At 63.8% G+C, this 25,506-nt stretch carries 26 protein-coding genes and 1 tRNA gene; 16 read left to right on the top strand and 11 right to left on the bottom strand.

The genetic code is table 11. The features are described 5' to 3' along the window. Positions 1-30 precede the first annotated feature (30 nt). On the top strand, positions 31-465 hold the full coding sequence (locus C0V72_RS02160) for a hypothetical protein (RefSeq protein WP_101791577.1): 435 nt from the start codon (positions 31-33) through the stop codon (positions 463-465). Here C0V72_RS02160 and C0V72_RS02155 read toward each other — a convergent pair. Further along, positions 462-1,637 (bottom strand): glycosyltransferase family 4 protein, encoded by a 1,176-nt coding sequence (locus tag C0V72_RS02155; RefSeq protein ID WP_101791576.1) that lies wholly within the window; start codon positions 1,635-1,637, stop codon positions 462-464. The genes C0V72_RS02160 and C0V72_RS02155 overlap by 4 nt on opposite strands. Before the next feature lie 163 nt (positions 1,638-1,800). Here C0V72_RS02155 and C0V72_RS02150 point away from each other — a divergent pair, with 163 nt between their 5' ends. From C0V72_RS02150 to C0V72_RS02140, 3 genes are all read left to right on the top strand, one after another. Continuing rightward, a complete protein-coding gene (locus C0V72_RS02150) occupies positions 1,801-2,979 on the top strand; it encodes a phosphoserine transaminase (protein WP_101791575.1) in 1,179 nt (392 codons plus the stop codon). A gap of 132 nt (positions 2,980-3,111) precedes the next feature. Next, entirely contained in the window at positions 3,112-4,701 is a 1,590-nt protein-coding gene (serA, locus tag C0V72_RS02145) for a phosphoglycerate dehydrogenase (RefSeq protein WP_101791574.1), read from the top strand. 138 nt (positions 4,702-4,839) lie between these two features. Next, positions 4,840-5,955 (top strand): ATP phosphoribosyltransferase regulatory subunit, encoded by a 1,116-nt coding sequence (locus C0V72_RS02140; RefSeq protein ID WP_101791573.1) that lies wholly within the window; start codon positions 4,840-4,842, stop codon positions 5,953-5,955. Between the two features lie 27 nt (positions 5,956-5,982). On the opposite strand, the gene C0V72_RS16155 is transcribed toward C0V72_RS02140, so the two are convergent. Beyond that, positions 5,983-6,291 (bottom strand): hypothetical protein, encoded by a 309-nt coding sequence (locus tag C0V72_RS16155; RefSeq protein WP_143704508.1) that lies wholly within the window; start codon positions 6,289-6,291, stop codon positions 5,983-5,985. A gap of 11 nt (positions 6,292-6,302) precedes the next feature. On the opposite strand from C0V72_RS16155, the gene C0V72_RS16150 reads away from it, so the two are divergent. Continuing rightward, positions 6,303-6,530 carry a hypothetical protein gene (locus C0V72_RS16150; RefSeq protein ID WP_143704507.1) on the top strand — a complete coding sequence of 76 codons (228 nt, stop codon included), beginning with the start codon at positions 6,303-6,305 and terminating at the stop codon, positions 6,528-6,530. Between the two features lie 74 nt (positions 6,531-6,604). Further along, the gene (locus tag C0V72_RS02135) at positions 6,605-7,009 is read left to right on the top strand and encodes a hypothetical protein (RefSeq protein WP_101791572.1); all 405 of its coding nucleotides are present in this window, start codon (positions 6,605-6,607) and stop codon (positions 7,007-7,009) included. Between the two features lie 48 nt (positions 7,010-7,057). On the opposite strand, the gene C0V72_RS02130 is transcribed toward C0V72_RS02135, so the two are convergent. Continuing rightward, on the bottom strand, positions 7,058-7,888 hold the full coding sequence (locus C0V72_RS02130) for an alpha/beta hydrolase (protein WP_233999745.1): 831 nt from the start codon (positions 7,886-7,888) through the stop codon (positions 7,058-7,060). Positions 7,889-8,252: 364 nt separating this feature from the next. Between C0V72_RS02130 and C0V72_RS02125 the strand changes: the two genes are divergently transcribed. From C0V72_RS02125 to C0V72_RS02115, 3 genes are all read left to right on the top strand, one after another. Next, a complete protein-coding gene (locus C0V72_RS02125) occupies positions 8,253-9,542 on the top strand; it encodes an adenylosuccinate synthase (RefSeq protein ID WP_101791571.1) in 1,290 nt (429 codons plus the stop codon). Between the two features lie 122 nt (positions 9,543-9,664). Next, on the top strand, positions 9,665-10,225 hold the full coding sequence (locus tag C0V72_RS02120) for a L,D-transpeptidase family protein (RefSeq protein WP_101791570.1): 561 nt from the start codon (positions 9,665-9,667) through the stop codon (positions 10,223-10,225). Positions 10,226-10,395: 170 nt separating this feature from the next. Further along, positions 10,396-11,403 carry a MarR family transcriptional regulator gene (locus C0V72_RS02115; protein ID WP_101791569.1) on the top strand — a complete coding sequence of 336 codons (1,008 nt, stop codon included), beginning with the start codon at positions 10,396-10,398 and terminating at the stop codon, positions 11,401-11,403. A gap of 3 nt (positions 11,404-11,406) precedes the next feature. On the opposite strand, the gene C0V72_RS02110 is transcribed toward C0V72_RS02115, so the two are convergent. The 4 genes from C0V72_RS02110 to argH are packed head-to-tail and all read right to left on the bottom strand — an operon-like array spanning position 11,407 to position 15,203. Beyond that, the gene (locus C0V72_RS02110; protein ID WP_101791568.1) at positions 11,407-12,294 is read right to left on the bottom strand and encodes a precorrin-2 dehydrogenase/sirohydrochlorin ferrochelatase family protein; all 888 of its coding nucleotides are present in this window, start codon (positions 12,292-12,294) and stop codon (positions 11,407-11,409) included. 19 nt (positions 12,295-12,313) lie between these two features. Further along, positions 12,314-13,573, bottom strand: a complete 1,260-nt coding sequence (lysA, locus tag C0V72_RS02105; protein WP_101791567.1) for a diaminopimelate decarboxylase — start codon at positions 13,571-13,573, stop codon at positions 12,314-12,316. 17 nt (positions 13,574-13,590) lie between these two features. Continuing rightward, positions 13,591-13,827, bottom strand: coding sequence for a hypothetical protein (locus tag C0V72_RS02100; protein WP_101791695.1), 237 nt, complete (start codon positions 13,825-13,827; stop codon positions 13,591-13,593). Beyond that, positions 13,827-15,203 (bottom strand): argininosuccinate lyase, encoded by a 1,377-nt coding sequence (gene argH, locus C0V72_RS02095; protein ID WP_101791694.1) that lies wholly within the window; start codon positions 15,201-15,203, stop codon positions 13,827-13,829. Before argH ends, C0V72_RS02100 begins: the two co-directional genes overlap by 1 nt. Positions 15,204-15,234: 31 nt before the next feature. Between argH and C0V72_RS02090 the strand changes: the two genes are divergently transcribed. Continuing rightward, complete coding sequence (locus C0V72_RS02090) at positions 15,235-15,801, top strand: TlpA family protein disulfide reductase (protein WP_233999732.1); 567 nt, start codon at positions 15,235-15,237, stop codon at positions 15,799-15,801. A 1-nt stretch (position 15,802) separates the two neighbouring features. On the opposite strand, the gene asd is transcribed toward C0V72_RS02090, so the two are convergent. Both asd and C0V72_RS02080 read right to left on the bottom strand, forming a co-directional pair. Beyond that, positions 15,803-16,651: an archaetidylserine decarboxylase gene (gene asd, locus C0V72_RS02085; protein WP_101791566.1), complete on the bottom strand. Its 849-nt coding sequence runs from the start codon at positions 16,649-16,651 to the stop codon at positions 15,803-15,805. Positions 16,652-16,773: 122 nt separating this feature from the next. Next, positions 16,774-17,400, bottom strand: coding sequence for a helix-turn-helix transcriptional regulator (locus C0V72_RS02080; RefSeq protein ID WP_143704506.1), 627 nt, complete (start codon positions 17,398-17,400; stop codon positions 16,774-16,776). Between the two features lie 537 nt (positions 17,401-17,937). On the opposite strand from C0V72_RS02080, the gene C0V72_RS02075 reads away from it, so the two are divergent. The 5 genes from C0V72_RS02075 (at position 17,938) to C0V72_RS02055 (ending at position 23,260) form a co-directional block, all read left to right on the top strand. Beyond that, the gene (locus tag C0V72_RS02075) at positions 17,938-18,444 is read left to right on the top strand and encodes a hypothetical protein (protein ID WP_143704505.1); all 507 of its coding nucleotides are present in this window, start codon (positions 17,938-17,940) and stop codon (positions 18,442-18,444) included. An 88-nt stretch (positions 18,445-18,532) separates the two neighbouring features. Then, positions 18,533-19,105, top strand: a complete 573-nt coding sequence (locus tag C0V72_RS02070) for a hypothetical protein (RefSeq protein ID WP_101791563.1) — start codon at positions 18,533-18,535, stop codon at positions 19,103-19,105. Between the two features lie 31 nt (positions 19,106-19,136). After that, positions 19,137-19,856, top strand: a complete 720-nt coding sequence (locus tag C0V72_RS02065; protein WP_172438875.1) for a fimbria/pilus periplasmic chaperone — start codon at positions 19,137-19,139, stop codon at positions 19,854-19,856. Between the two features lie 6 nt (positions 19,857-19,862). Then, on the top strand, positions 19,863-22,376 hold the full coding sequence (locus tag C0V72_RS02060; RefSeq protein ID WP_101791561.1) for a fimbria/pilus outer membrane usher protein: 2,514 nt from the start codon (positions 19,863-19,865) through the stop codon (positions 22,374-22,376). Next, the gene (locus tag C0V72_RS02055; RefSeq protein WP_101791560.1) at positions 22,373-23,260 is read left to right on the top strand and encodes a hypothetical protein; all 888 of its coding nucleotides are present in this window, start codon (positions 22,373-22,375) and stop codon (positions 23,258-23,260) included. Before C0V72_RS02060 ends, C0V72_RS02055 begins: the two co-directional genes overlap by 4 nt. Before the next feature lie 33 nt (positions 23,261-23,293). Here the strand turns inward: C0V72_RS02055 and C0V72_RS02050 are convergent, their stop codons facing one another. Both C0V72_RS02050 and C0V72_RS02045 read right to left on the bottom strand, forming a co-directional pair. Next, entirely contained in the window at positions 23,294-23,728 is a 435-nt protein-coding gene (locus C0V72_RS02050) for a hypothetical protein (protein ID WP_101791559.1), read from the bottom strand. 245 nt (positions 23,729-23,973) lie between these two features. Continuing rightward, positions 23,974-24,049 (bottom strand) — tRNA-Val (locus C0V72_RS02045). 199 nt (positions 24,050-24,248) lie between these two features. On the opposite strand from C0V72_RS02045, the gene C0V72_RS02040 reads away from it, so the two are divergent. Beyond that, complete coding sequence (locus C0V72_RS02040; RefSeq protein WP_101791558.1) at positions 24,249-25,055, top strand: acyltransferase family protein; 807 nt, start codon at positions 24,249-24,251, stop codon at positions 25,053-25,055. Positions 25,056-25,506 lie beyond the last annotated feature (451 nt).

Here is a 25,506-nt window from a genome sequence, read left to right as displayed (position 1 = left end):
CGTTCGGGTCGCGCCGGACGGGGGGAGATCATGGCAATTATCGGTAACCGCCGAAAAAGAACGCCATCGCATCTGTGGCTGGTGGGGCTGCTTACGCTGGTGTTCAACACAATGGGCATCATCAGTTACCTGACAACCAAGCTCGGGATGCTGGCCGAAATGGGGCTTACGCCCAGCCAGATTGCCTTCATGGAAAGCTACCCGGCATGGGTCAGCGCCTTCTGGGCGTTGGGCGTGTGGGGCGCCTTCGCCGGATCGGTGCTGATCCTGCTACGATCAAAATGGGCGGTGGCCGCAGTGATGGTTGCGCTTGCCGGTCTGGCTGCGGTGACCTTCTATCACTACGCCATGATCGAAATGCCGGCCGACATGCAGTCGCCCGGACTTGATCTGGCGATCTGGGTGGTGACGCTGTTCCTGCTGGTTTACGCGCGCCGCATGACCGCGGCAGGCGTGCTGCGCTAAGCCGTTTTACGGCGCGCTTCGATCAGGCGGATATAGGTTTCGGCAACCACAGCGTTGATTGCTTCCCAGCTGTAATTGCACGCCCGCGTTTCCCCCGCAGCCCCGTGGGCGGCGCGCAAGGCGGGGTCGTTGCAATAGGGGGCGAGGGCTGCGGCAAAGGCGGCGGCATCGCTGTCCTTGTGGCCCGACGGCGCAACCAACCGCCCGGTCACACCGTCAGCGACAAGGCTGGCGCTGCCGGTTGCCCCTGCGGCGACCACGGGAAGCCCGCTTGCCATCGCTTCCAGCGTGACATTGCCGAAGGTTTCGGTGACGCTGGGGTTGAAGAACACATCGCCGCTGGCGAGCGCCTGGCCGAGGTCCGGGCCGGTCTTGAATCCGGCAAAGATACCGCCCGGCAGATTGGCTTCGAACCAACCGCGCGCGGGGCCATCACCGATCACCAGCACCTTATGGCTCGCGCCGGCTGCGCGCAGCTGCGTGATGGTTTCGACAAAGACATCGAGGCCTTTTTCCATCACCAGCCGTCCGAGGAACACGATCGCAACGTCATGATCCGCCAGGCCGAGGCTGCGCCGCCATTCGGGATCGCGGCGGGCGGAGGAAAAGATCGTGCGGTCCACGCCCCGGCTCCACAAGCCGATATCGGCGTGCATCCCCATCGCCAGCAATTCGTCGATCATCGACTGCGACGGCGCGACCAGCGCATCACAGCGGTTGTAGAACCGGCGCAGGCCCTTGACGATCAGCGGTTCGAGGAAAGCCATGTTGTAATAGCGCGGATAGGTTTCGAACCGGGTGTGCACGCTGGCCAGCACCGGGATGTCGTGGCTGCGCGCCCAGCGCAGCGCGGCATGGGCCGACGGATCGGGTGAGGACAGGTGGACGATATTGGGCGCAAATGCCGCCAGATCGCGCTTCACCGCAGCGCCCAGATGGGTCGGCATGCGGTATTCTCCGCGTCCCTTCACCGGCATCGGCACATTGGGCACGCCGACCAGATCGCCGGTCGGCTCGAAATCGGGACGGGCAACCTTGGGGGAGTAGACGCGCACCTTCGCGCCTTGGCCCAGCAGCGAGCCGACCAGGCGGTTCAACGCCTGATTGGCCCCGTCGCGGGTGTAGTTATAGTTGCCGCTGAACAGGGCAATGCGAAGGTCGGACGTTTCCATGGAGCGGCCTGATTAGTAACATTTCGGGCGCTTGGCGAGGGGCGATGCGGCGCTGTTTCACGCTCTGGCCGTTTATTCATTGACTTGTCACAGCCCGCCACTAGAGCGGCGAGCGGGCCACGCGGTCCCAACGCCGCGCGAGCTCTCTGCAAGGAGAGAATACATGACTGAGTACGCACGCGGGCTCGCACACGAGCCGACGCTTAAGCCTGAACGCCCCTTCTTTTCCTCGGGCCCGACGGCGAAATTCCCCGGCTGGTCGCTGGACAAGCTCAAAACCGAATCGCTTGGTCGCTCGCACCGCTCGGCGCTGGGCAAGGCGCGGCTGAAGTACGCGATTGACCTGTCGCGCGAGTTGCTCGGCATTCCCGATGATTACCTGATCGGCATCATGCCCGCGTCCGACACCGGCGCGATCGAAGCGGCCATGTGGGCGATGCTCGATCCTGCGCGCCCGGTTACGGTCGCCGCGTGGGAGAGCTTCGGCAACATCTGGATTCAGGACGCGGTCAAGCAGCTCAAGCTGCCCAACCTGCAGGTGCTGACCGCCGATTACGGCGAGATCCCCGATCTCACCACCATCCCGCAGCGCAATGACGTGGTCTTCACCTGGAACGGCACCACCAGCGGCGCGATGATCCCCAATACCGACTGGCTCGAAGCTGGGCGCGAAGGGATCACCATCAACGACGCTACCAGCGCGATCTTCGCGCAGGAAATGGACTGGTCGAAATTGGATGCCACGACCTATTCGTGGCAGAAGGTGATGGGCAGCGAAGCGCAGCACGGGATGCTGATCCTGTCGCCGAAAGCCGTTGCCCGCATCGAAAGCTACGATCCGCCGTGGCCGATGCCCAAGCTGTTCCGCATGAAGAAGGGCAACAAGATCAACCTCGGCATCTTTGCTGGCGAGACGATCAACACCCCTTCGATGCTGGCGACCGAAGATTACATTGCGGCGCTGGAGTGGGCCAAGAGCATCGGCGGGCGCAAGGCGCTGGTCGAACGCGCCAATGCGAACGCTAGAATCGTCAAGGACTGGATCGAGGCCACCCCGTGGTTGCGCAACATGGCGTCCGATCCGGCGCAGCAGACCAACACCGGCGTCTGCATGGTGTTTCAGGGCGAATGGTACGATGCGCTCTCGGATGACGACAAGGCGGGCGTGCCCAAGAAAATCGTCAAGCTGCTCGAAGAACGCAATGTCGGCTTCGACTTCAACGGCTACCGCGATGCGCCGCCGTCCTTGCGCATCTGGTGCGGTTCGACCGTCGAGCAGGAGGATATCAAGCGCCTGCTGCCGTGGATCGAATGGGCCTACGAGAAGGTCAAGAACGGCTGATCGCCGTCCGTCTCTACCTAGCCAATCCCGTCACCCTGAACTCGTTTCAGGGTCCATTTCTCCCCATCGGACCTCGGTTTCGGAGGCTCGATGGATGCTGAAACAGGTTCAGCATGACGAAGGGAAAAACAAATGTCCCAGAAGCCCAAAGTTCTCATTTCCGACAAGATGGACCCCAATGCCGCGCGCATTTTTGAAGAGCGCGGCTGCGATGTTGATGTGATCACCGGCGAAACGCCGGAGCAGCTGATCGCCCGCATCGCTGACTATGATGGCCTCGCCATCCGCTCCTCGACCAAGGTGACCAAGGCGATCCTCGATGCCGCGACCAACCTCAAGGTGATTGGCCGCGCCGGGATCGGGGTGGACAATGTCGACATCCCCTACGCCTCGTCGAAGGGCGTGGTGGTGATGAACACCCCGTTCGGCAACTCGATCACCACAGCCGAACACGCCATCGCCCTGATGTTCGCGCTCGCCCGCCAGATCCCGGAAGCGAACGCGCAGACGCAGGCGGGCCAATGGCCCAAGAGCGGGTTCATGGGCGTGGAACTCACCGCCAAGACGCTGGGCCTGATCGGCGCGGGCAATATCGGCTCGATCGTCGCCACCCGCGCGCTGGGCCTGCGGATGAAGGTGATCGCCTATGATCCCTTCCTGACCGAGGAACGCGCGGTTGAAATGGGCGTGGAGAAGGTCGATCTCGACACGCTGCTCTCCCGCGCCGATTTCGTCACGCTCCACACCCCGCTGACGGACGAGACCCGCAACATCCTCAGCCGGCAGCGGCTGGAGAATGCCAAGAAGGGCATCCGCATCATCAACTGCGCGCGCGGCGGGCTGATTGACGAAGCGGCATTGAAGGATTGCCTCGAAAGCGGTCAGGTCGCCGGCGCAGCATTGGACGTGTTCGAAACCGAACCGCCCGCCGCCGATCACCCGCTGTTCGGTGCGCCGAACTTCATCTGCACCCCGCACCTTGGCGCGTCGACCACCGAAGCCCAGGTCAATGTCGCGCTGCAAGTGGCCGAGCAGCTCGCCGATTACCTCGTCAATGGCGGCGTCACCAATGCGCTCAACGTGCCGTCGCTGAGCGCCGAGGAAGCGCCCAAGCTGCGCCCCTATATGGCGCTGGCCGAAAAGCTCGGCAGCCTTGTGGGACAACTGGCGCACGGCAACCTCACCCGTATCAGCATCGAGCGTGAAGGCGCGGCGGCTGACCTCAACGGCAAGCCGATCACCGCTGCGGTGCTGAGCGGTTTCATGCGCCGCTATTCCGACACGGTGAACATGGTCAACGCGCCGTTCCTCGCCAAGGAGCGCGGGCTGGATGTCAGCGAGATCCGCCATGACCGCGACGGTGCGTTCAATACGCTGGTGCGGGTGACGGTGGAAACCGCTGCCGGGCCGCGTTCGGTTGCGGGCACGCTGTTCGGAACGGAATCGCCGCGTTTGGTCGAAATCTTCGGCATCGGGATCGAAGCCGAACTGTCGGGCCACATGCTCTACATCGTCAACGACGACAAACCCGGCTTCATCGGCCGCATCGGCACGCTGCTGGGCGCGCGCGGGATCAATATCGGCACCTTCAACCTCGGCAGGCGCGAAGCGGGCGGGGAAGCGGTGCTGCTGCTGAGCCTTGATGAGGCGCTGCCCGCAGATGTGGTCGCCGAGGCCGAGAAGCTCGAAGGCGTGAAGCTGGTCAAGGCTTTGGCGTTTTAAGCACCTCTCTTTCCCGTTCGCCCTGAGCTTGTCGGAAGCGCAGCTGGGCGTTGCCCAACGGCTGCACTTCTTATAGCGCCTCGGTGCAGAAGAAGTGCGGTGCTTCGACAGGCTCAGCACGAACGGAAGTAAGTTCAATTGACCCAACCCAACGATCTCCTCCCCGAAGGCCTCGAAGACCGCCTGCCGCTCGAAGCCGCGCGCATCACTGCTGCGATGCGTGCCTGCCTCGATGTGCTGGATGCGCATGGCTATGACCGGGTGCGCCCGCCGCTGCTTGAATTCGAAGCCTCGCTCGCAGGCCGTATGGCAGGCGCTGTGGCGGGGGAGGCACGGGCGATGTTCCGCTTTGTCGATCCGGCGTCCTTGCGCACGCTCGCGCTGCGATCGGACATGACCCCCCAGGTCGGACGGATCGCTGCGACCAGCCTCAAGACCGCCGCCCGCCCGCTGCGCCTCGCCTATTGCGGGGACACGGTGGTGATCAAGGCAAGCCAGCTCGATCCGGCGCGCGAACGCCTGCAATTGGGCGCGGAGCTGATCGGCTCTGACTCGGTCGCCGCCGCCAGTGAGGCGGTGATGCTGGCGGTCAAGGCGCTGAGCGCGGCGGGGCTGACCGGCATCTCGGTCGATTTCACGCTCCCCGATCTGGTCGACACGCTCAGCGAAAAGGCCTTTCCGCTCGCTCCCGAACAGATCGCAGCGGTGCGGCGCGAACTCGACACCAAGGACTCAGGCGGATTGAAGGCGGCAGGCGGCGCGGCCTATCTGCCGCTGCTGTATGCGACCGGCCCGTTTGCCGAAGCGCTGGCGGCCTTGCGCGCGGTGGATGCCGGCGGGGCGCTGAAGACGCGGCTCGACGGGCTGGAGCAGATCGCCGCGCACGTTGGCGATGCCGCGCGAATCACGCTCGACCCGACCGAGCGGCACGGGTTTGAATACCAATCGTGGTTCGGCTTTACGCTTTACGCCGAGGGCCTGCGCCGCGCGGTCGGGCGGGGCGGGACGTACCGGATCGCCGGCAGCAACGAGGCCGCGACCGGTTTTACGCTTTATCTTGATCGTCTCGCCGATGCCGCGCCGCAGCCGGTTGCCGCGCGGATGGTGTATCTGCCGCTGGGTCATGACCGCGCAGCAGCGGCGGCTCTGCGGGCCGAAGGCTGGCGCACGCGCGCCCAGCTGGCCGAGGGTGAAGACGCCGCCATGCTGGGCTGCGACTATGTGCTGGGGGCGGGCGGGCCGGAGAGGGTCTGACGATCCTTGCAGCGGTTCTGCCGCTTATCAATTCATGCTCGGCCATAGGGTTACGCCGTTTGAGTTGAGCCCCCGGTTTTTTCTAAACAATGTTTGGCAGGCCCTGACATGTCCGCCGTGCAAATCGGGCATGGCATCGTGCGCGCCGCGATCTTGGGCGAGCATTCTGAAACCGTGCGGCATGAAGCCACGATCGCCTCTGTCGGCCCACAGGGTCGCAAGATCGCGACTAAGCGAAGGATATTTGCGGATGAGCCGTAGTTGCAGCGGTTGACCCGAACCCACACCCGATGATTTAAAAAGCGTGCCGGCACCAATCCCGAATTCGAAAGACAAGGAGAGATAAGGTGAGCAAGATTAGTGAACTCAGCGATTTCGAAGTTGACTTCGTATCTGCTGGTGACGGTACTGCAACACGATCAGAAGTATTGGCAGTCGGCTCGGCAATTACTGGTGCAGGTGCACTGGCTCTTGGTGCGGTCGCCTCACCAATTCTGGTGCCGGCCGCCATCGCGTTCGGCGTGACGTCAGCGGCCTTTGGCCTCGGCGCAGCGGTGATCGCGCTCGCTGAGTAAACGTGGGTCAGGGATGGGCGCAGGTCGCCCATCCCGCTCCCTAACGGCTTGTCATTCGTGCTATGAGACCGCCCATGCTCCACTATCGAGACGACATTCCTGATAAAAAATATCGGCTCGTGAGCCTGTTTGGGGAAACGACAATTCTGGCCAAAGAGGAAAATTATCGGGCAATCATGGCGACCCCCTTTTTCTTCTACCTCGGGTTTTGTTCGCTGTTCCTCCTCGCGCTCGCTTTTTCTGAAAGCCTTTTTCTGGGCTTTGGTGGTTTTGTGTTCGTGGTGATGGCAATTTTCGCAGCCGTGGCCGCGTCCTTCCTGAGCTATGCGACATTCAGTTTTTACGCGCGCCGCGCCCAGGAGCTTGATGGCCTGCCGAACACCGTTTCGGCGCCGGTCAGAGTCCCCATGTTTTGGTTTGAGGTCTTTGCCTTCGTGATGATCCCGCTCGGCGGGGCGATTGACTGGCTTATCCGGTGATTTGTCTGTCAGGTGCGCCAGATGAATGGCCTACCGATCCGGCCTGCTTCATGCCCCAAACACGGTCTTCAGCCATGCATCCATGACCGGGGTGGCCGGGTAGTCGGGCTGGCCCAGCTTGCGGTTGATCTCGGCATGGCCCTTTAACCCGTCACCGGGAAAGCTGCCGATCTCTACCGCGGTGCCGGCACGGCGGAGCGCTTCGGCCAGCGCAGTGTTTTGCGCTATTCCGTCCTTGCGCTGGACGTGGATCAGCAGAAACGCGGGCGCATTGGGCGCGGCGGCGTGGAAGGTGGGCGAGAGCGCGCGCTGTCGCGCCAGATCGGTGCCGAACGCCTGTTCATAGGTGCCCGCCATGAACCGCCCGGCCTGCGCCATTTGCGCCGGCACATCATAGGCCGCCCCGTCATTGGGCATAACCCCGTCAATATCGGCAAAGCTGAGGCCCGCGGTCTTCAGATAGCGCTCGTCCGTCCCCACCAGCGCCACCAGATGCGCGCCTGCGCTGTGGCCCGTCAGCACCACGCGGGTCCGATCAATCCCCAAGTCGTCAGCGCGCGCCAGCAGAAAGGCGAGGGCCGCCGCAACGTCTGCTGCCTGGTCCTCCACGGTGCTGTGCGGGACGAGGCGGTAATCCACCGATGCAAAGGCATAGCCCTGTTCCAACATATGCGCCGGCATCGCCCGGCCCATGGCATTGCTCTTTGACCCGCGCTTCCATCCGCCCCCGTGGACAAACAGGACAAGTGGCGCATTCTTCGTGCCTGCGGGCACCCACAGATCAAGCGCCTGAAGGCTGTCACTGCCATAGGCGAGGGTCTGCGGAGCGGGGCCCTGCTGTTCGGCGCGCTGGCCGGGGCCGCCGCGCCGCTGCTCCATCCGCGCGCGCAATTGGCCGCGGCAATCCTCGGAGAGCTGGCTGGCCCGCTGGGCAAGGCACGCGCGCATCTGCGACCGGTCCGTTCCGCACAGCGCAGCAATTTCGGCGCGACATTCGCCCGCGATGCGGGGCCCGCCCCCGCGCTGCTGCTGGGCAAGGATGGGGCTGGCGAGCACGGCAAGCGCTCCGGCAGCGATCAGGGCTTTGGCGGTGGTATGCATCGGCATCGTCCTCGTGACCAATCTGCCCTTTCAACGTGCAGGCTCGCAAAACCCTTCGCGGCTTCTGCCTTGCCCTTGCTCTCCCCCGCCCAAACGCCTAGGCGGCCTGCGCGGTTTTCCCGCCTGTCGGATAAGGATTGAAATGGCCAACGTCACCGTGATCGGCGCCCAGTGGGGCGATGAGGGCAAGGGCAAGATCGTCGACTGGCTCGCCAGCCGGGCGGACGCCGTCGTGCGCTTTCAGGGCGGGCACAATGCCGGCCACACGCTGGTGATCGATGGCAAGGTGTACAAGCTGTCGCTGCTCCCGTCAGGCATCGTGTCGGGCACGCTGTCGGTGATCGGCAATGGCGTAGTGCTCGATCCCTGGGCCTTGCGCGACGAGGTCGCCAAGATCGAAGGGCAGGGCGTCAGCGTCACCGACGAAAACCTCGCTGTGGCGGATAACTGTCCGCTGATCCTGCCGCTGCACCGCGATCTCGACGCCTTGCGCGAAACGGCGGCGGGCAAGGGCAAGATCGGCACGACCGGACGCGGCATTGGCCCGGCTTACGAGGACAAGGTCGGCAGACGGGCGATCCGCGTGTGCGATCTGGCGCATCTCGACACGCTGGAACCGCAGCTTGACCGCCTCTGCGCGCACCACGATGCATTGCGCGCAGGCTTCGGCCAGCCCCCGGTTGACCGCGCGGCGCTGCTCGAAGAACTGCGCGAAATCGCGCCGTTTGTGCTGCGTTTCGCCCAGCCGGTGTGGAAGCGCCTGAAGAAGGTGCGGCGCGCGGGCGCGAAGATCCTGTTCGAAGGCGCGCAGGGCGTGCTGCTCGATGTCGATCACGGCACCTATCCCTTTGTCACTTCGTCCAACACGGTCAGCGGCACGGCGGCTTCCGGCAGCGGCCTCGGCCCCAATTCGACCGGCTTCGTGCTCGGCATCGTCAAGGCCTACACCACCCGCGTCGGCAGCGGCCCGTTCCCGACCGAGCTGGAGGACGACATCGGCCAGCGGCTGGGTGAGCGCGGCCATGAATTCGGCACGGTCACCGGGCGCAAGCGCCGGGTTGGCTGGTTCGATGCCGTGCTGGTGCGCCAGTCCTGCGCGATCAGCGGCGTCACCGGCATCGCGCTGACCAAGATCGACGTATTGGACGGGCTCGACCGGGTCAGCATCTGCACCGGCTATCGCCTGCATGGGAAGGTGTATGATTACCTCCCCAGCCACGCCGCCGATCAGGCCGCGTGCGAACCGATCTACGAAGACATGCCCGGCTGGAGCGAAAGCACCGCAGGCGCGCGCTCCTATGCCGATCTGCCCGCCAATGCGATCAAGTATATCCAGCGCATCCAGGAGCTGATCGAATGCCCTGTCGCGCTGGTTTCGACCTCGCCGGAGCGGGACGACACGATCCTGATGCGCGATCCGTTTGTGGACTAGGCCTGCATCTCCTCTCCCCGGCGGCGAGAGGGATCAGACGCCCTGCACCCCCTGTCCCCCAAGGGGCAGTTTCCATTTTGGGGCATTGATCGCGCGAGGTTTTGCGGGTTAACCTTGGGCTTGTGAACCGTCTCGCGCTCTTGCCTCTGCTGGCCCTTGCCGCTTGCGCCGCGCCGCCGGTGACGCAGGCCGAGCGCGCTGCCACACCCCCGCCACCGCCGCTCATGCGGGAAGCGGCCCGGATCGCGGCCGAGCCGCGCTTTGCCACCATCGATTACCTCATTGTCGACAAGTCCGAACGGCTGATGGTCGCCTATGCGGGCGGGCAGCCGGTCAAGGCCTGGCGCGGCCTGCAATTCGGCGACCAGCCCCAAGGCCACAAGCAGTTCGAAGGGGACGAACGCACGCCCGAAGGCCGCTACGTGATTGAGGGCCGCAACCCCGGCAGCGCCTATCACCTCAGCCTGAAAGTCTCCTACCCCAACGCCGAAGACCGCGCTTTTGCGCGCAGCTATGGCCGTTCGCCGGGCGGGCAGATTTTTCTCCACGGCCAGCCCAATGGCCTGCCGTTCGGGCGGATGCCGGGGGACTGGACCGATGGCTGCATCGCGCTGTCCAACGCCGAAATCGAGGAATTGTGGCGGATTGTCCCGGATGGGACGGTGATCGAAATCCGCCCCTGAAGCCTCCCCCGGCACGGGGAGGGGGACCCTGCAAAGCATGGCGAAGGGGCGAGCGCGGTTTTGTGTCTGGCTGCGCATGAAAGTTGCCCAAACCCTGATACCCACGCACAAATACTTGACATGATCCGTATTTGTTCTACCCATGTTCCAACATTGTTGGAGTCGCACCCATGTTGAACGATGCTTCCGGACAGGCCGATTTTTCCTATGACATCGCCGATGACGGTGCTGGCCTGCCAGCGCGCGTTGCTATCTTCGCTGAGGATGAGGGATTGCGCCGCCAGATCGCCGCAGACCTTGGCGGGGCCGGATTCCGCAGCATCGATGGCGGCAGCCTGCGCGCGTTGCTTGAAGGGCCGATTGCGCTGCTCGGTGATGTGGTGGTGGTTGATTGTGCGGTCACCGGATCGCGCGGAATTGACGGGATGATGCTCGCGGGGCTGGCCCGGCTCGATATGCGTGTGGCGCGTTCGGGCGCAAAGCTGATCGTGGCAACCAATCTTCAGGGCCTTGATGATGTGTTTGCGGTGCTCGATCAGTCGAACCCGCAAATTCTGATTACGCCCAGCCGTGCTGAACGGGTGATCGCGGTGGGCCGCGTCATGGGCGAGGCCGGGGCCGCACGCCTGCGCGAAATGGGCGATGAGGACCGCGTGGCCTTGCTGCGCCTGTCGCAGCAGGTCGAAGCGATTGCCCATTCGCTTGACCGGCTGGGCCACGCCGCTGCGTCGGGCGACGGCAGCGGTGTCAGTGATCTCAAACGGGATTATCGCGCGCCCGAGGGCGGGTTGGTCAACGGATTCCATGCCGCTCGCGACCATGCGCCGCCGCTGCCCGATCCGCAGATGGTGCGCCAGGTTATTGCGAACCGGCAGGCGCGGGTGCGGTTTTTCGATCCTGATCTGTTCGGCGATCCGGCGTGGGATATGCTGCTCGATCTGACAGCGGCGCATGGCGAAGGCGTGCAGGTCTCGGTCACCTCGCTGTGCATCGCGGCCGGCGTGCCGGCAACCACGGCGCTGCGCTGGCTGACGCAGATGGTGGAAAGCGGGATTTTCCAGCGGGTGCCCGATCCCGCCGATCGGCGCCGCGCGTTTATCGCGCTGAGCGACAAGGCGATTGCGGCGATGTCGGGTTACTTTGCCAGTCTGCGCAGCCCGGTCTTGCAGGCCGCGTGAGCATCAGGCCCTCGGGCAAGCCCCCGGGCGCCAATGCAGGATCAGGGTGAGACCGGGTGACAAGGGGGGTGTAGACCCGTCATTGCGAGGTTCAGACCCCGCTTCGACCCCCGCCAGACCCTCGCTAGGCCCCGGTTCGCCCCGCTCTTTTGCGGGTAACACGCATCTTTCGGCATCGGCGCGGGCTCTGGCAAGGATCGCCGCAGGCACATCGCCGTCCAGCAGCAGCACGTCTGCTTCGCCCAGCAGCCGGGCCTGCCGCAACGTAAGCTCCTCAGGATCGGCGCTGGTCAGGATGATCTCGACAACGGCCCCGGCCGCAGCCTGCGCCGCATCGGCAATCCAGCTTTCAACCTTCTGAAAGGATCCCGGATCAAACGGGTCAAGCGCACCGCCTTCACGCAGCGCAGCATCGACCGCACGGCGCCGGTCCGGGCCATCGGGAAAGCGCTGGCGCAGGGCAGGGCGGACAGCTTCCAGCGCTTTGGCGAGCAAGCCCAAACTCTCGGGCAGCACCCGTTCAAGCCGCAGCCGCACATGCTTCGCCAGTCCGGCCGACGCGCCGCCAGTGCCGATCGCGATCAACAGCGGATCACGGTCAAGGATTGAAGGCGTTGTAAAGTCGCACAATTCCGGCCGGTCAACGACATTGACCAGCATCCCCGCACAGCGCGCATTGATAGCGGCGACCTCGCACGCCCGCGCGTCATCATAGGCGATGAAGGCCAGCCGTACGCCTTCGTCCACCGCGCGCGCCAGATCATCGACGATGACCCCGCCGGCGCGCTCGACCAGCCGCCGCTTGGGCTCCGCTGCCGGACCTTCGCCCAGCACCAGCACGCTTTGCCCCGCAATCTGGTGAAACAAGGGCAGGCTGGCGATCCGGCTCATCGCAGGTGCATTCGGCGGGTCAGGCGAGCCATTCGGGCACGCGTTCTGCATCCATGATCGCGCCCGCCTCAATCCGGTCGGCGACCACGGCGAACTTGTCGCCATCGACCAGCACCTCGGCCACGAAGCCGCGCGAGTTGTAGGACGAGGCCATCGTCGCACCGTAAGCCCCGGCGGTGCGGAACACAGCCAATTCGCCTGCTTCCAGCGCATCGCATTCGCGGCCCATCGCGAAGGTATCGCCGGTCTCGCAGATCGGGCCGACGATGTTTGCGGTCATGCGCGCCCCCTTGGGTTCGACCGCCTCGAAATGGTGATAGGCGCCGTAAAGCGCCGGGCGGGCCAGATCATTCATCGCCGCATCGACGATCACGAAAGGATCCTTGATGCCGCGCTTCACGCGCACCACGCGGGTCAGCAGCACGCCCGCGTTGCCGGCGATGACACGGCCGGGCTCGAAGATCAGCTTCACGCCCCAGTCCCGCGTCACCCGCGCGACCATTGCGCCGTATTCGGCAGGCTGCGGCAGCACCTCGCCAACCTTGTAAGGCACGCCGAGACCGCCGCCGAGGTCGACATGCGTGATCGTGTGGCCCGCACCGCGCAAGGCGGTGACGAGCGCGCCAAGCTTGGTGAACGCCGTTTCCAACGGCTCAAGATCGGCCAGCTGGCTGCCGATATGCACCGCCACACCGCGCAGATGCACGCCGGGCAGCCCGGCGAGCTTGCCGAAGATCTGGCCTGCCTCGCTGATCGGCACGCCAAACTTGTTGTCGGCCTTGCCGGTCGAGATCTTGTCGTGGGTGCCGGCATCCACATCGGGATTGATCCGCAGGGTGCACTGCGCCGTCATCCCGCGCGCGGCGGCGATTTCGGCGAGCTCGATGCCTTCTTCCTCGCTTTCGATATTGAACTGGCCAATGCCAGCATCCAGCGCGGCGACCATTTCGGCGGCGGTTTTCCCGACGCCCGAGAACACGATCATCTCCGGCGCAATCCCGGCCGCCAGCGCACGGCGCATTTCGCCCACCGAGACAACGTCTGCACCCATCCCTGCGGCGCCCAGCACCTTGAGGACCGAGAGGTTGGGGTTCGATTTGACCGCGAAGGCGATCAGCTTGTCCGGCACATCCGCCAGCGCTTCGCGGAAGACGCGCGCGTGGCGTTCCAGCGTGGCGCGCGAATAGACATAGACGGGGGTGCCGACCGCATCGGCGATCTGCGGCAACGGCACGTCTTCGGCGTGCATCACGCCGCTGTGCAGGGTGAAATGATCCATGGCTTGGCTTCTTGTGCTTATTCAGGGGGCAAGTCGAAGGGGTCGTCCTGGCGTTCTTCCGAACGCCGGCGCAATTCCACGCTGCGTTCCGGCGCGGCCAGCGCGCCGCGGCGGAGCAATTCTTGTGCGGAGGGCTCGGTGGTTGCGCCATAGGGCGCGGGCGGAAGGCTGGCGCCTTCGGGCGGGGTCAGCGGCGCAGTGGTTCCGCAAGCCGTTACCAGGCCCGCAAACACCAAAACGAGGGCGGTTCGCATCATTCCTCCATTCCCAGCGCAGCGCGCGCCGCGGCAACCTGCCAACGGACCTGATCGGGCGCGGTTCCGCCGTAAGAGGCCCGGGCCGCAACCGAGGCGTCGACCGACAGCGCTGCATAGACGCTTTCATCGATCCGCGCATCAATCGCCTGAAGGTCATCGAGCGGCAGGGCGTCGAGCGCGATGCCGCGCGCTTCCGCGAGTTTGACCGCGCTGCCAGTGATGTGGTGCGCCTCGCGGAACGGGATGCCGCGCGCCCGCACCAGCCAGTCGGCCAGATCGGTCGCGGTGGCATAGCCCAATTCGGCCGCGGCGCGCATCCGGGCGGTGTTGAAGGTGGCGCCCGCAATCATCCCGGTCATCGCCGCGATGCTGAGGGCCATGAGGCTGGCGGCTTCGAACACCGGCGGCTTGTCGTCCTGCATGTCCTTGGAATAGGCGAGCGGCAGGCCCTTCATGGTGATCATCAGACTGGTGAGCGCCCCGATCACGCGGCCCGAATGGCCGCGCACCAGTTCGGCGGCGTCGGGGTTTTTCTTCTGCGGCATGATCGACGAGCCGGTCGAAAGACTGTCAGGCAGGCGGATGAAGCCGAAAGGTTGGCTCGCCCACAGGATCAGTTCTTCGGCCAGCCGCGAAAGGTGCAGGGCGGCGCTTGAACAGCACCACAGGAAATCCAGCGCGAAGTCGCGGTCGGACACGGCGTCGAGAGAATTGGCGGTGGGCCGGTCGAAGCCAAGCGCTACCGCCGTTGCCTCGCGGTCGATGGGAAAGCCAGTCCCGGCCAGCGCCGCGCTGCCGAGCGGGCATTCGTTCATCCGCACCCGCGCATCGGCCAGCCGCGCCCGGTCGCGCCGGAACATCTCGTAATAGGCCATCAGATGGTGGCCCAATGTGACGGGCTGCGCGGTCTGCAAATGGGTGAAGCCGGGCATGATGCTGGCCGCGTGCTCGCCCGCGCGGGTCACCAGCGCACGCTGCAAGGCCGCCAGCCCCTCGTCCATCTGCTCCGCCGCATCGCGCACCCAAAGGCGGAAATCGGTCGCCACCTGATCGTTGCGGCTGCGCGCGGTGTGCAGACGGCCCGCGACCGGGCCGATCAACTCGGCGAGGCGCGCTTCGGTGGTCATGTGGATGTCTTCGCGGTCCCAATCCTCGGGCACGCCGCTCGCTTCATATTCGCCAGCAACCGCATCGAGGCCATTGGCGATCACCAGCTCATCGTCGGCGGCGATGATGCCGGCGGCGCCCAGCATCGCCACATGCGCCTTGCTGGCGGCGATATCCTGCCGCCACAGCGCCTTGTCGAACGGGATGGAGGCGTTGATTTCGCGCATGATTGCGCTAGGTCCGTCAGCGAAGCGCCCGCCCCACATGGCGTTGGTCGCACCCGTATCGGAGCCTGTCATGTCCCGCTCGTCACTCATTCTGGCACTACCGCTCCTGCTGCTGGCGGGATGCGATAGGGCTGCCGAGGCCCCGGCGCAACCGGTTGCGCAGGGCGAGGTTGCCAAGACGCCGACAGGACTGATGACGCGCCAGTTTGCCGGCACGCCCATCCCGGCGATCACAGTGTCCGATCCGGCAGGCAAGCGCCTCGATCTCGGCGCGCAGGACGGGCCGGTGCTGCTCAACCTGTGGGCGACCTGGTGCGGCCCTTGCGTCAAGGAAATGCCGCAGCTCGACACGCTGGCCGCCGAGCTTGAGGGCGAGGTGCGGGTGATCACCATCAGTCAGGATGTGCGCGGGGGCGAGGTGGTGACGCCGTTCTTCGCCAAGGGCGGCTATGCGCGGCTCGAACCGTGGCTCGATCCTGAAGCGGCGCTGTCGGCGCAATTCACGCCCGAAGGCGCGTTGCCGCTCACGGTCCTGTTCGACGCCAGCGGGAAGGAAGTGCTGCGGGTGGCGGGCGGTTATGAATGGGACAGCGCCGCGGCGGTGGCGCTCATTCGCGAAAGCCTCGCCGCGAAATAGGTCAGGCGCTCAGCCGCCGTGCGATGGCCTGGCCCATGCGCAACGGATCGCCGGGCTTCAGGCCTTCCAGCCATGCCGTGCGGCCAGGTTCGAACACCAGCACCACGGTTGAGCCCAGGTAGAAGCGCCCCATCTCGTCCCCGGCGGCGAATTCATGGGCTGCGGCGCTGAATTCCTCGTGCACCGGGGCTGCGGCATGGGTGCGGAAGGTGTTCGGCCAGACCGTGTCGATCCCGGCGACGATCATCGCGCCCACCATGACGCTGGCGAAATGCCCGTCCGGTCCATCGAACCGGCACGACAGGCGTTCGTTGCGGGCGAACAAGCGGTCGACCCCGGCAGCTGTGGCCGTGTTGACCGAATAGAGGTCGCCAGGGATGTAGCTGGTCGCCTGCAAGCGGCCAGCGGCGGGCATGTGGACCCGGTGGTAATCCTTGGGGCTGAGATAGATCGTCATGAACTGCCCGCCATCAAACCGCGCGGCCTCATCAGCCCCACACCCGAGAAGCTCGGCGACGGAGTAATCGCGCCCCTTGGCCTGAATGATCCGGCCCGCAGTGACCGGGCCCAGCTGGCTGACCGCGCCATCGGCGGGCGAGAGGATGAACGTGTCCGTGTCGGCGAGGGGCCTTGCGCCGGGCTTCAGCTCCCGCGTGAAGAAGTCGTTGAAACTGGCGAATTGTCCGATCCCGCGTGCCGCTTCGCTGAGGTCGACGCCGTAAGCCGCGACAAAGCGGCGGATCAGCCGGTCACGCAGCCAGGGCGTCTCGCTCGCGGCAAAGCTCCCGGCAAAGCGCGAGAGGGCGTGCTGGGGCAGGATATGCTGGAGCGCGATGAAGGCAGAAGACATGGCCCCGCGCTACCGGTCCGCAGCAGACGGTGCAAGCGGCGCGGGCTAAACTGTGGCGGTTTGCCTGCCATCGGCGGCAGTCCCGGTCAGACGCTTGCGCCGACCGGCAAAAGGCGGGGCCATCAACCGAACAAGAACAGCCTCAGTTTCGCAAACAGGGCCTCGCGCGAGGATACATCGATCTTGATATAGATATTGCGGATGTGGAACCTGACCGTATCGGAAGACTTGCCGGTCGTCTCGACGATTTCCTGCACTGTCTTTCCGCGCAGCAGATCCCGGCAGATGAGCGCCTCTTGGCGCGTCAGGTTGAAGTATTCTTCGAAGTGGAGGACGGCGCTTTCGCGGTAATTGTCATCATTGATGATGCGCAGGCCGAAGACGTTGACGTTAGTTCCTGCCCCAAGCCGCCGGCACTGAAGGATGCTGCGCGCCGTTTGCCGCTCGCCTTCGAGCGCGATCACGCTGGTGGGCATGTCGGGCGATTGAATGAAGCGGGACAGGGCAGCCTGTGCACGCTTGTCGGCAAGGACGAGACTGTCGCGGTCAAGTTTGATGCAAGTCACATGATCAAGGAACCCCGGAAGGTTCGCACTGTGCCACAGCACGCGTTGCTGGGCGTCACAAATGACGCTGGGATTTCTTGACGAGGAAAGCCACTCCTCCATGATCAAAGGCAGCACCAGCAACGACGTGGACGCCGGTTGCCTGACGGTGTCACTGTTCAACTTTCGCCCCTCAATCCCCAAGGCCTGTCCCGCCTGAGCATCACAATTGCTCGGCGATGGTTCCGCCTCTGGGGCAATCTGGTGACAAAGCTGATTTTTTAATTTAATCTAAGTTAGTCTTTTGAATAACTTACAATATTGGTGGTACCGACTCAGACTCTGGCTTGCGCGGAACGGTGTTGCTCCTGCTTTCAGGGAGTCAGAGCCGGGATTTTAGTTTCATCGTGGGACATCAGCTGAAATCTCCGTCCCTCCCGCGCGAGGGAGACCATGCCAATACGACCGCCTGAAATGCAAATTTGCGGCGTTGCTACCAAAATTGGTGAAGAATTCGTTAAGCTGACGCGGCTAACCCCACCGACGGGGGGGAACGTACCGGACTGACCAGTTCGGTCTTTTCTTCAAAAGAAACGAAACAGAAGGGGACTCGAAAAAGTCCTCCGTCCTCCTTGTGTCGCACACAAGCTGAGATGCCGAATGGCGTGCAGCAAGTCTCGTTGGTCAACCACAATGCGTCAGGCAATCCTGCCTTTCGCAAGCGAAGAGGTTATGTCTATTATGAAGAAGCTCCTTATGACTGCCGTTGCAGTCTCCGCGATTTCGGCTACTCCGGCGATGGCCGACGACAAGGCCGACCTGTCGATCAAGGGCAACATCGCCCTGGCATGCACCGTCAGCCCTGACGAACGTGACGTGACGGTTGATCTCAACCTCACCACCGAACAGACCGCGGGCAGCCTGACCTACCGCTGCAACGGCGCCAATGGCTTCACGCGCACAATCGTTTCGGACAACTCGGGCCGACTGAACAACGCAGCCGGTGCAAACCGCGGCTTCGTGCCCTACACTGTCACTCACAGCGGCGGTTCGGGCATCGCAATCGGGACGCCGGTTTCGCTTGCCACCGCCTTCACGAACTCGCTCGCATCTTCGGCAGCGTTCGTGAACGGTCAGACCGGCCAGCTGCGCCTGATCCTCGCCAAGCCGGCCTCGGCGACCGATGCCAACCCGCTGTTTGCTGGTGATTACACCGACGTGATCCGCGTTTCGATCACCGCCAACTGATGGTTCGGCCTGCTTTGGCAGGCCGCGTAACGGACGGGGTGGCCACCAGGGCCACCCCGATACCGGCAAGGGGAAAGGAAGATCCGGGGTGCTAGTCAGGCAAGCTGCCGCTTTCGGAATCGCGTTCGCTGCGCTGACAGGCGCTTCGCTCCGCGCGCAGACGAACGAGCAAGTCGAACTGCAAGTCGTCCCCCAACCCTACCTCGAACGGGACTTCGGCCGCGAGGCCGCCATCACCATCCGCGCCGTGTGGCCGCTGGAATGCAGCGTGGTCTTCAACGAAGCCTTGGCACGGGTTGATCTGGTCGCCAGCTCGGCGACCGAAGTCGGGGTGCAGCTTAACTGCAACACCCCGTTCCGCCTGCGCGCCACGGCGGCAAACGGCGCTCTGCGACATACTGGTCAATATCGGCCCGGCGATGCCCGCAGCTTTCTTCCCTATTCGGTGACTTGGCCCGCGATGGTGTCAAACGGCGGGTACAGCATCGCGCAGAATTTTTCTGCCGACGGCCGTCAATGGGCCGGGGGGCTTGAGTTCAGCTCTGGCGCATCGGTGGTCAACCAGACCGGTGAGATGCGGATCACCTGGGGTAACGCACAGAACTTGCTCGCAGGGGAGTACCGGGAGGTGTTCGTACTCGAGATGGAACCGGTCGATTGAGCGACGCGTGCCAAGGACAAAGGGTAAGATGATGACTTCCAAGCGAACACTCTTTGCAGCCCTTGCTGCCGCGGTGACCTTGCTGTGCGCTCCGGCGCAGGCGCACCGCGTTTACCCGATGAGCTACGAGCTGGCGCCGGTCGGCAGCGGGGCAGCCACGGTTCTGCGCGTGGACAACACGACCGAGCGTCCGCTCACCCTTGAAGTGACCGCCGAGAAGCGGACCTGGGACGAGCAGGGCAACGAGATGCGCACGCCGGCCGATGAGGATTTCCTCATCCTTCCGCCGCAATTGATCGTCGAGCCCGGCAAAACGCAGGCGATCCGCGTCCAATATGTCGGCGATCCGACAATCGACCAGACCGCGATGTATGTGATCGGCGTCAATCAGGTTCCGGTCACAGACCCGACGGCGGGCACCGGGGTGCAGTTCGTCATCAATTTCGGGACGGCTGCCTATGTCGTGCCTGCCGGCGCGAAAACCGAGTTGAAGATCGTGTCGGTGGCCGCCGCGAGCACGCCGGGGACAATGGAAGTTGTGCTTGAAAACAGCGGGGCGCGCTATGCCCCGCTCGGCAGCACCACCTGGACCTTCACCAACGGCGCGGGACAGAAGATGGAGCTGAGCGGCGATCCCTTGCGCGAAACGCTCATCGCATCGGTCGTGCCATCGGGAGGGCGCCGCATCTTCACGGTGCCTGCGGCCGAGGGATTTGCGCTCACAGCTCCGATCCAGCTCGTCATCAAGTGACGATGCATGAGGGGGCGTTTACATAAGGCGCGCCGGACGATCGGGCTGCGGGGGTGGGCGCTGGCCAGTGGCTCGGTACTGGCCAGCCTGGTTGCGGCACCGGCCTTCGGACAAGCCGCGCAGGCACAGCAGGAACCACGGGCAGCGCCGACCCCTGCCGAACCCACGATCGACGTCAGTCTGCCGCTTGTTCTCGACGGGGTTTATGTCGGCGATATCGGCGCGCGTACGACCATGGGTGGCACGCTCGTCAGTCTGGGCGGGCCGCGCTTCCTTGATCTGCTCGGCGCGCGTCTGAACGACGAGGCCCGCGCAGAACTGACGGCGCGGGTCGCGGCTGACGGCGATTTTCTGCCGCTGGCCCGGGCGCAGGTTGACGGTCTTTCCGTCACTTTCGATGCCGCCAATTTCGCTGTGGCGGTGTCCGTCGCCGCAGCTGTCGCGCGGGTCCAGGACTTTGCGCTCAGCCCCAACATCATCGACGCGCCGCGCGAAAACACGCTGCTTCCCGCCAATCTGGCGGTTGGTCTGAACATGTTCTTCTCGAAATCCTACGTGCACCGCGACCGCCTTTCTCCTGCAAGAGAAGGCGCGCAGCCGACCACCCTCGGCATCGACGGGGTTGTCAACGTGGGCGGGCTGGATGGGGCGTACCTGTTCCATCAATGGACCTACCGCGGCGGCCCTGACAAGCGCCTCACCCGCGGCAATGTGACGCTGGTGCACGATGACTGGCGCAGGGCAATCCGCGCCCAGGCGGGCGATGTCGATCCCTTCGTTCTTCCGTTGCAGGGTGCAGCAGCCCTTGGCGGCATATCCGTGCTGCGGGCCTATGCCGACTTGCAGCCTACCCGCAATATCAGGCCGGCCGGCCGGACGACATTTAGCCTAGATCGCGATGCCATTGTCGAGGTCGAGGTAAACGGCGTCATCACCCGGACCGTCCAGCTGCGGGCCGGCAACTACAACCTGCGCGATCTGCCGTTTACCGAAGGGCTGAACGAGGTCCGTCTGCTGGTGCAGGACGAAGCGGGCCGCCGCGAAATTGCGTCCTTCTCCCGCTCGTTCACCACCAACCTGCTGGAAGAAGGGCTGACTGAGTTTTCCTTCGCCCTTGGTGTGCCGCGTACGCCCACGGCGGGGGGCTTTCGCTATGGGGACGACCTGCAAGCCACCGGATATTTCCGCAAGGGGGTCACCCAAAGCATCACGCTTGGCGTCAACGCACAGGCGGACCGCCGGGTACAGACGGTAGGGGGCGAGGCGATCTGGGCCACCCGTGCCGGCACCTTCCGGCTGGAAGCGGTGGGCAGCACCTCGGGCACTGGCGAAGGATTCGCGACGACGGTCGGCTGGGTGAAGTCCTTCGACATGTTCGGCACGCTGGGGGAAATCGAAGCGTTCTGGGATCATCGCAGCCGCCAATTCACTGTCCTCAACCAGCTCTTCGCGCAGGATATCAAGGATGACATTGCCGTTCGCTATCGTCAGGGCCTGCCGCTTGACCTGTACCTGAACGCAGCCTTTGGCCGCTCAAGCCGCAGGATCGGGCCGGATCGTACCGTCTGGTCAGCGGGCCTGAGCCGATCCTTCGGCCGCGTGAATGCGGCGATGCTCTATGAAGGGCAGTCGGATCAGATCCTCGGCACCGACCACCGTGTGCTTCTCAATGTCAGCCTGCGGCTCGGCTCACGCGACGGGGTGAACGCGCGCTACGAATCGGGAAGCAACAGCTACCGCATCGAACACGAACGGGTGCTGACCAATGAGGTGGGCAGCCTCGGTTATCGTGCCGGGATCAGCGGAGCCGATGGCGAACGCGGCTTCCAGGGCCAGGTCGATTATTTCACCAACCGTGGCGAGGTGGGCGCGCGCTTCGATCTGCTGGATGATACCGTAAACGGCGGGCGGCTCAGGCAATCGACCGTGCGCGCGGCGGTTGGCGTGGGGATGGCTGATGGCAGCGTGGCGGTGGGCCGGCCTTACCGGGAAGGCTTCGCCATCGTCTCGCGGCACAAGTCGCTGGACGGCAAGCCGGTGGATGTGTCGATCGGCGGCGCCGGACAGGCCTATGCCCGCGTGGATGGGTTCGGTCCTGCGCTGGTGACCGCCAATCGGCCGTACCAGCGCAACGCGGTCAGCTTCAATGTGGATGACTTGCCGGCCGGATACGACATTGGGGCAGGGGCCTTTGAACTTTATCCGGGCAGCGGCAGCGGTTTCAAGCTGACCGTCGGTTCGGACGCAGCCAATACGATCATGGGCGTCCTGCTCGACCGCGCCGGCCAGCCTGTATCGTTGCAGGTCGGCAAACTCGTTTCGCTCGACCGCCCCAAGGAACCCGGGATTTCCCTCTTCACGAACAAGGCCGGCCGGTTTGCCGCAACGGGTCTCAAACCCGGACGTTACCGCCTCACGCTCAATGGCGATGAGGAGAGCGAGCTTGACGTTACAATTCCCGCCGACAGTTCAGGTCTGGTGCCTCTCGGGAGCGTACAATTAAAAGGAGCAAATCGATGAGCTTGGTCCACCGCTCCATCATGACGGCCGCGATCCTGGGCTTTGCCGCCCCGGCGCTCGCCTGCGACCCGCAGATCAGCAGGGTCGATGGGCCGGTCAACGACAGCTACGAACCGTTCTCGCCCGATGCGGCGACCTATCCCCTCAATATCACGATCACCAACCGCGACGAGGCCGCCTGCGATCTGCGCGCAGTCGCGATCGGCACCATGTCCGGCGCGCGGCGCCTCATCGGCGCGTCTTCGCGGGCGCAACTGGGATACGAGATTTTCGGCGAGCAGGCCATCAGACTGCCCAACGAGCAGGCCGCGGGCTTCGGTCTGCCGATCCTGATCGCCGGGCGGCAAGAAATCGTGCTGCGGCTGCAAGTGCGCGTCAGGCCCGGCCAGGTCGTGCCTTCGGGCATCTATGACGAGAATGTCGAACTGCTGCTTCTTGGTTCCACCGGCGACGTGCGTGAGCAGCGCCGCTTTCCGCTGCGGCTCAGGGTGGAGGCCCGGGCGCAGGTCAACCTTGCCGGCACCGCGGGCATCTTCAGCAACGGCGCACGCAGCGCGGTTCTTGATCTGGGTGAACTGAAGGACGGGACAGCAAACTCGATCTTCATCCAGCTGCGCGCGAACGAGCCGGTGCGCGTCCGATTATTGTCGCAGAACAAGGGTGATCTGATCAACGTCGAGCAGCCGAAGGAGCGTATCCCCTACCAGCTCGTGGTTGACGGGACGCCGGTCGATATGTCGGGGCCTGCTGATCTGCGCCGTTCGCCGCCCCGGTCGCTCGACGGGGCCTCCTACCGCGCGGTCGCCACCGTTCCCGTGGTCGGCAACCGGTTCGCGGGCGAGTACCGCGATCTGATCTCGATCAGTGTCGAGGCGACGCCGTGACCTGCTGCCCTGCGGTGCAAAGCGTGATGCCGGTCAGAACGGCGCGTTTGCGATCGTCTCGATTTGCAGCGATTGCAGCCGCGCGGCTGCGCCATCTTCGGAGAACAGGATGCTCAGCGGTTCGCCGGCCATGTCCGACCCTGAGAAAGCGGAACGCGCGATCGAGATCATGCCGCCTTTGACAGGCAGCTCGCGGCCACCGAAACGGACATGCGTTGCCTTGCTGTCAGCGGGCAATCGCAGCTGAAGCGTATAGGACGTGTTGCAGCGTTCAGCGATGACCAGGGTCAAGGCTTCGCCCCCGCTGTAGTCCTGTTGCAGAACCGAAGCGTCACAACTCACAGGAACGTAACCGCGCAGCTCGAAGCTGGCGCGTGACACGTTCGTAGGCGAAGCCAGCATTGCGCCGCCGATCAAGGCAAAAGCGGGATAAAAGAGCATGATGAACATCCACAGTTGTTCGACCATGCCGGAGATAGCGCAAACAGGTTAAGGCTTCGTCGACACGGCTACGGGCATGGTATGCTGCTCTGTCTTTTCAGGAGGATGGCCTGGAAAAAGAGGAGCGCGTCGTCCGGTCCGCGTTTGCGAGCCTGCACGTCGTGTGCGAGCCTCGACTGGCAGAAATGGGAGCGCGGCAGCGCAGACCCACCCCGGCAGGGTGAAAGGATCGCCTGAATGTGCGGAAAAGCGCGCTTTTGCGCCGGCCTGCCTGGTGGGCGGTAACGGGCTCGAACCGCTGACCCTCTCGGTGTAAACGAGATGCTCTACCAACTGAGCTAACCGCCCCACGGCGATGGGGCGCGGTTTAGCGTGGTTTTCGGGGCCGTCAAGTAAGTAGAAAGCGGAACAAAGCAGGCCAATCTGGACCGCTATTTGCTACCAAGTCCCGAAACAGGCCCGGACCGTTGCGACAAAAATAGTTATTGCCTAATCTGGGTTGGACCGCTCACTGGCTAACCCAGACCTTACCTAGGATGGCAGCCCATTGCGAAACCAAAACATCGAGGTCGTCCGCATCATTGCGGCGTTTGGGATTGTCCTGGTTCACAGCGGCGCGACTGGTGCGCAGATTGGCTATTCTGGCCTTGTCGCCTTTACCATGCTGGCAACCTATTTTGCGGGCAGTGATCCTGCCAAGCTGGCCAGGCGGGTGCTGGTGCCATGGGCCTTTTGGTCGATGTTCTATCTGGCTTGGAGGTTTGCCGCCGACGGTTCTCCGTTCCATCAAGGCTTAAGTCCGGTAGCGTCGGTGCTTTATGGCACGCACCTGTGGTTTTTGCCGTTTATTTTTGCGGTCAATCTGGCGCTGACATTCGTGACCGCGCGATGGCTGCCGGCCGTCTGTGCGGTTGTCGCGTTCATCTTGTTGGCCGGGTCGCCATGGTGGCGTGAATTGCAACTGGCCACCGAACCACCGGTGACGCAATTTCTCCACGCAATTCCCGCGGCTTTGCTGGGCGTTGCGTTTCGACAGCGCATTGGCATGGTCATCGGAGCGCTCGGGTTGTTTGCGTGCCTGTTGTGGGACTTGCCAGGCGTAAGCCTGCCATATGTCGTTGGAGGCGGAGCGGTGTTTGCAGCATTGATGCTGCCGCATTTTCCGAAAAGCGTGGAGTGGGCTTCAAGCTGCATGTTCGGCGTTTATCTGGTTCATATCGCAGCCCTCGGCGTGTTTAATAGAATTTTCGGGCAGGGTGAACTGATTACGGCGATCGTAGCCTTTTTTGCGTCGTTTGCTGGTGTCTTGATTGCCCGGCATGTGGCGCCATGGAGCAGGAAAATTCTCGGGTAGCAGCATTGGCAGATCCCCGACTGTGTGATGAATGTGATTTTGGTGGTGGAGCTTCGGATTGATGGAAGCTGTATGTCTAACGTGCCAAGGGCCAGCGATTGTGCAAGGCAAATGGCTGGTTATCCATAATCGGAAGGCTCATGCCCCTGCTTTCTAAGTCAGCTTGTTTGATGAATCGCCATTCTCCGATTTGAATAAGGAGCCTGTCGCATGGGCGCGCATGTGTTGGAACCTTACCCCACTACGGACAACGCATTGGGCGAAAATCATCTCGCAAATGGCGCATGCTCATTTCAAAGGATGACTTCAGCGACGCTGACCATCAGCAAGTGTAGAACTGATGCAGGGATTATCTAGGCTCAGGCCCCATTAAATTGCTTGCGCGAGACGTGATCGGTTGATTCAATGGCGGCGCTGAGGAGGCGCTGCCGTTGACTGAAGTCTGGATGTT

The organism is Porphyrobacter sp. TH134 (assembly GCF_002855495.1).
GTDB lineage: Bacteria > Pseudomonadota > Alphaproteobacteria > Sphingomonadales > Sphingomonadaceae > Erythrobacter.
This window is presented reverse-complemented; position numbering and strand designations above follow the sequence as displayed.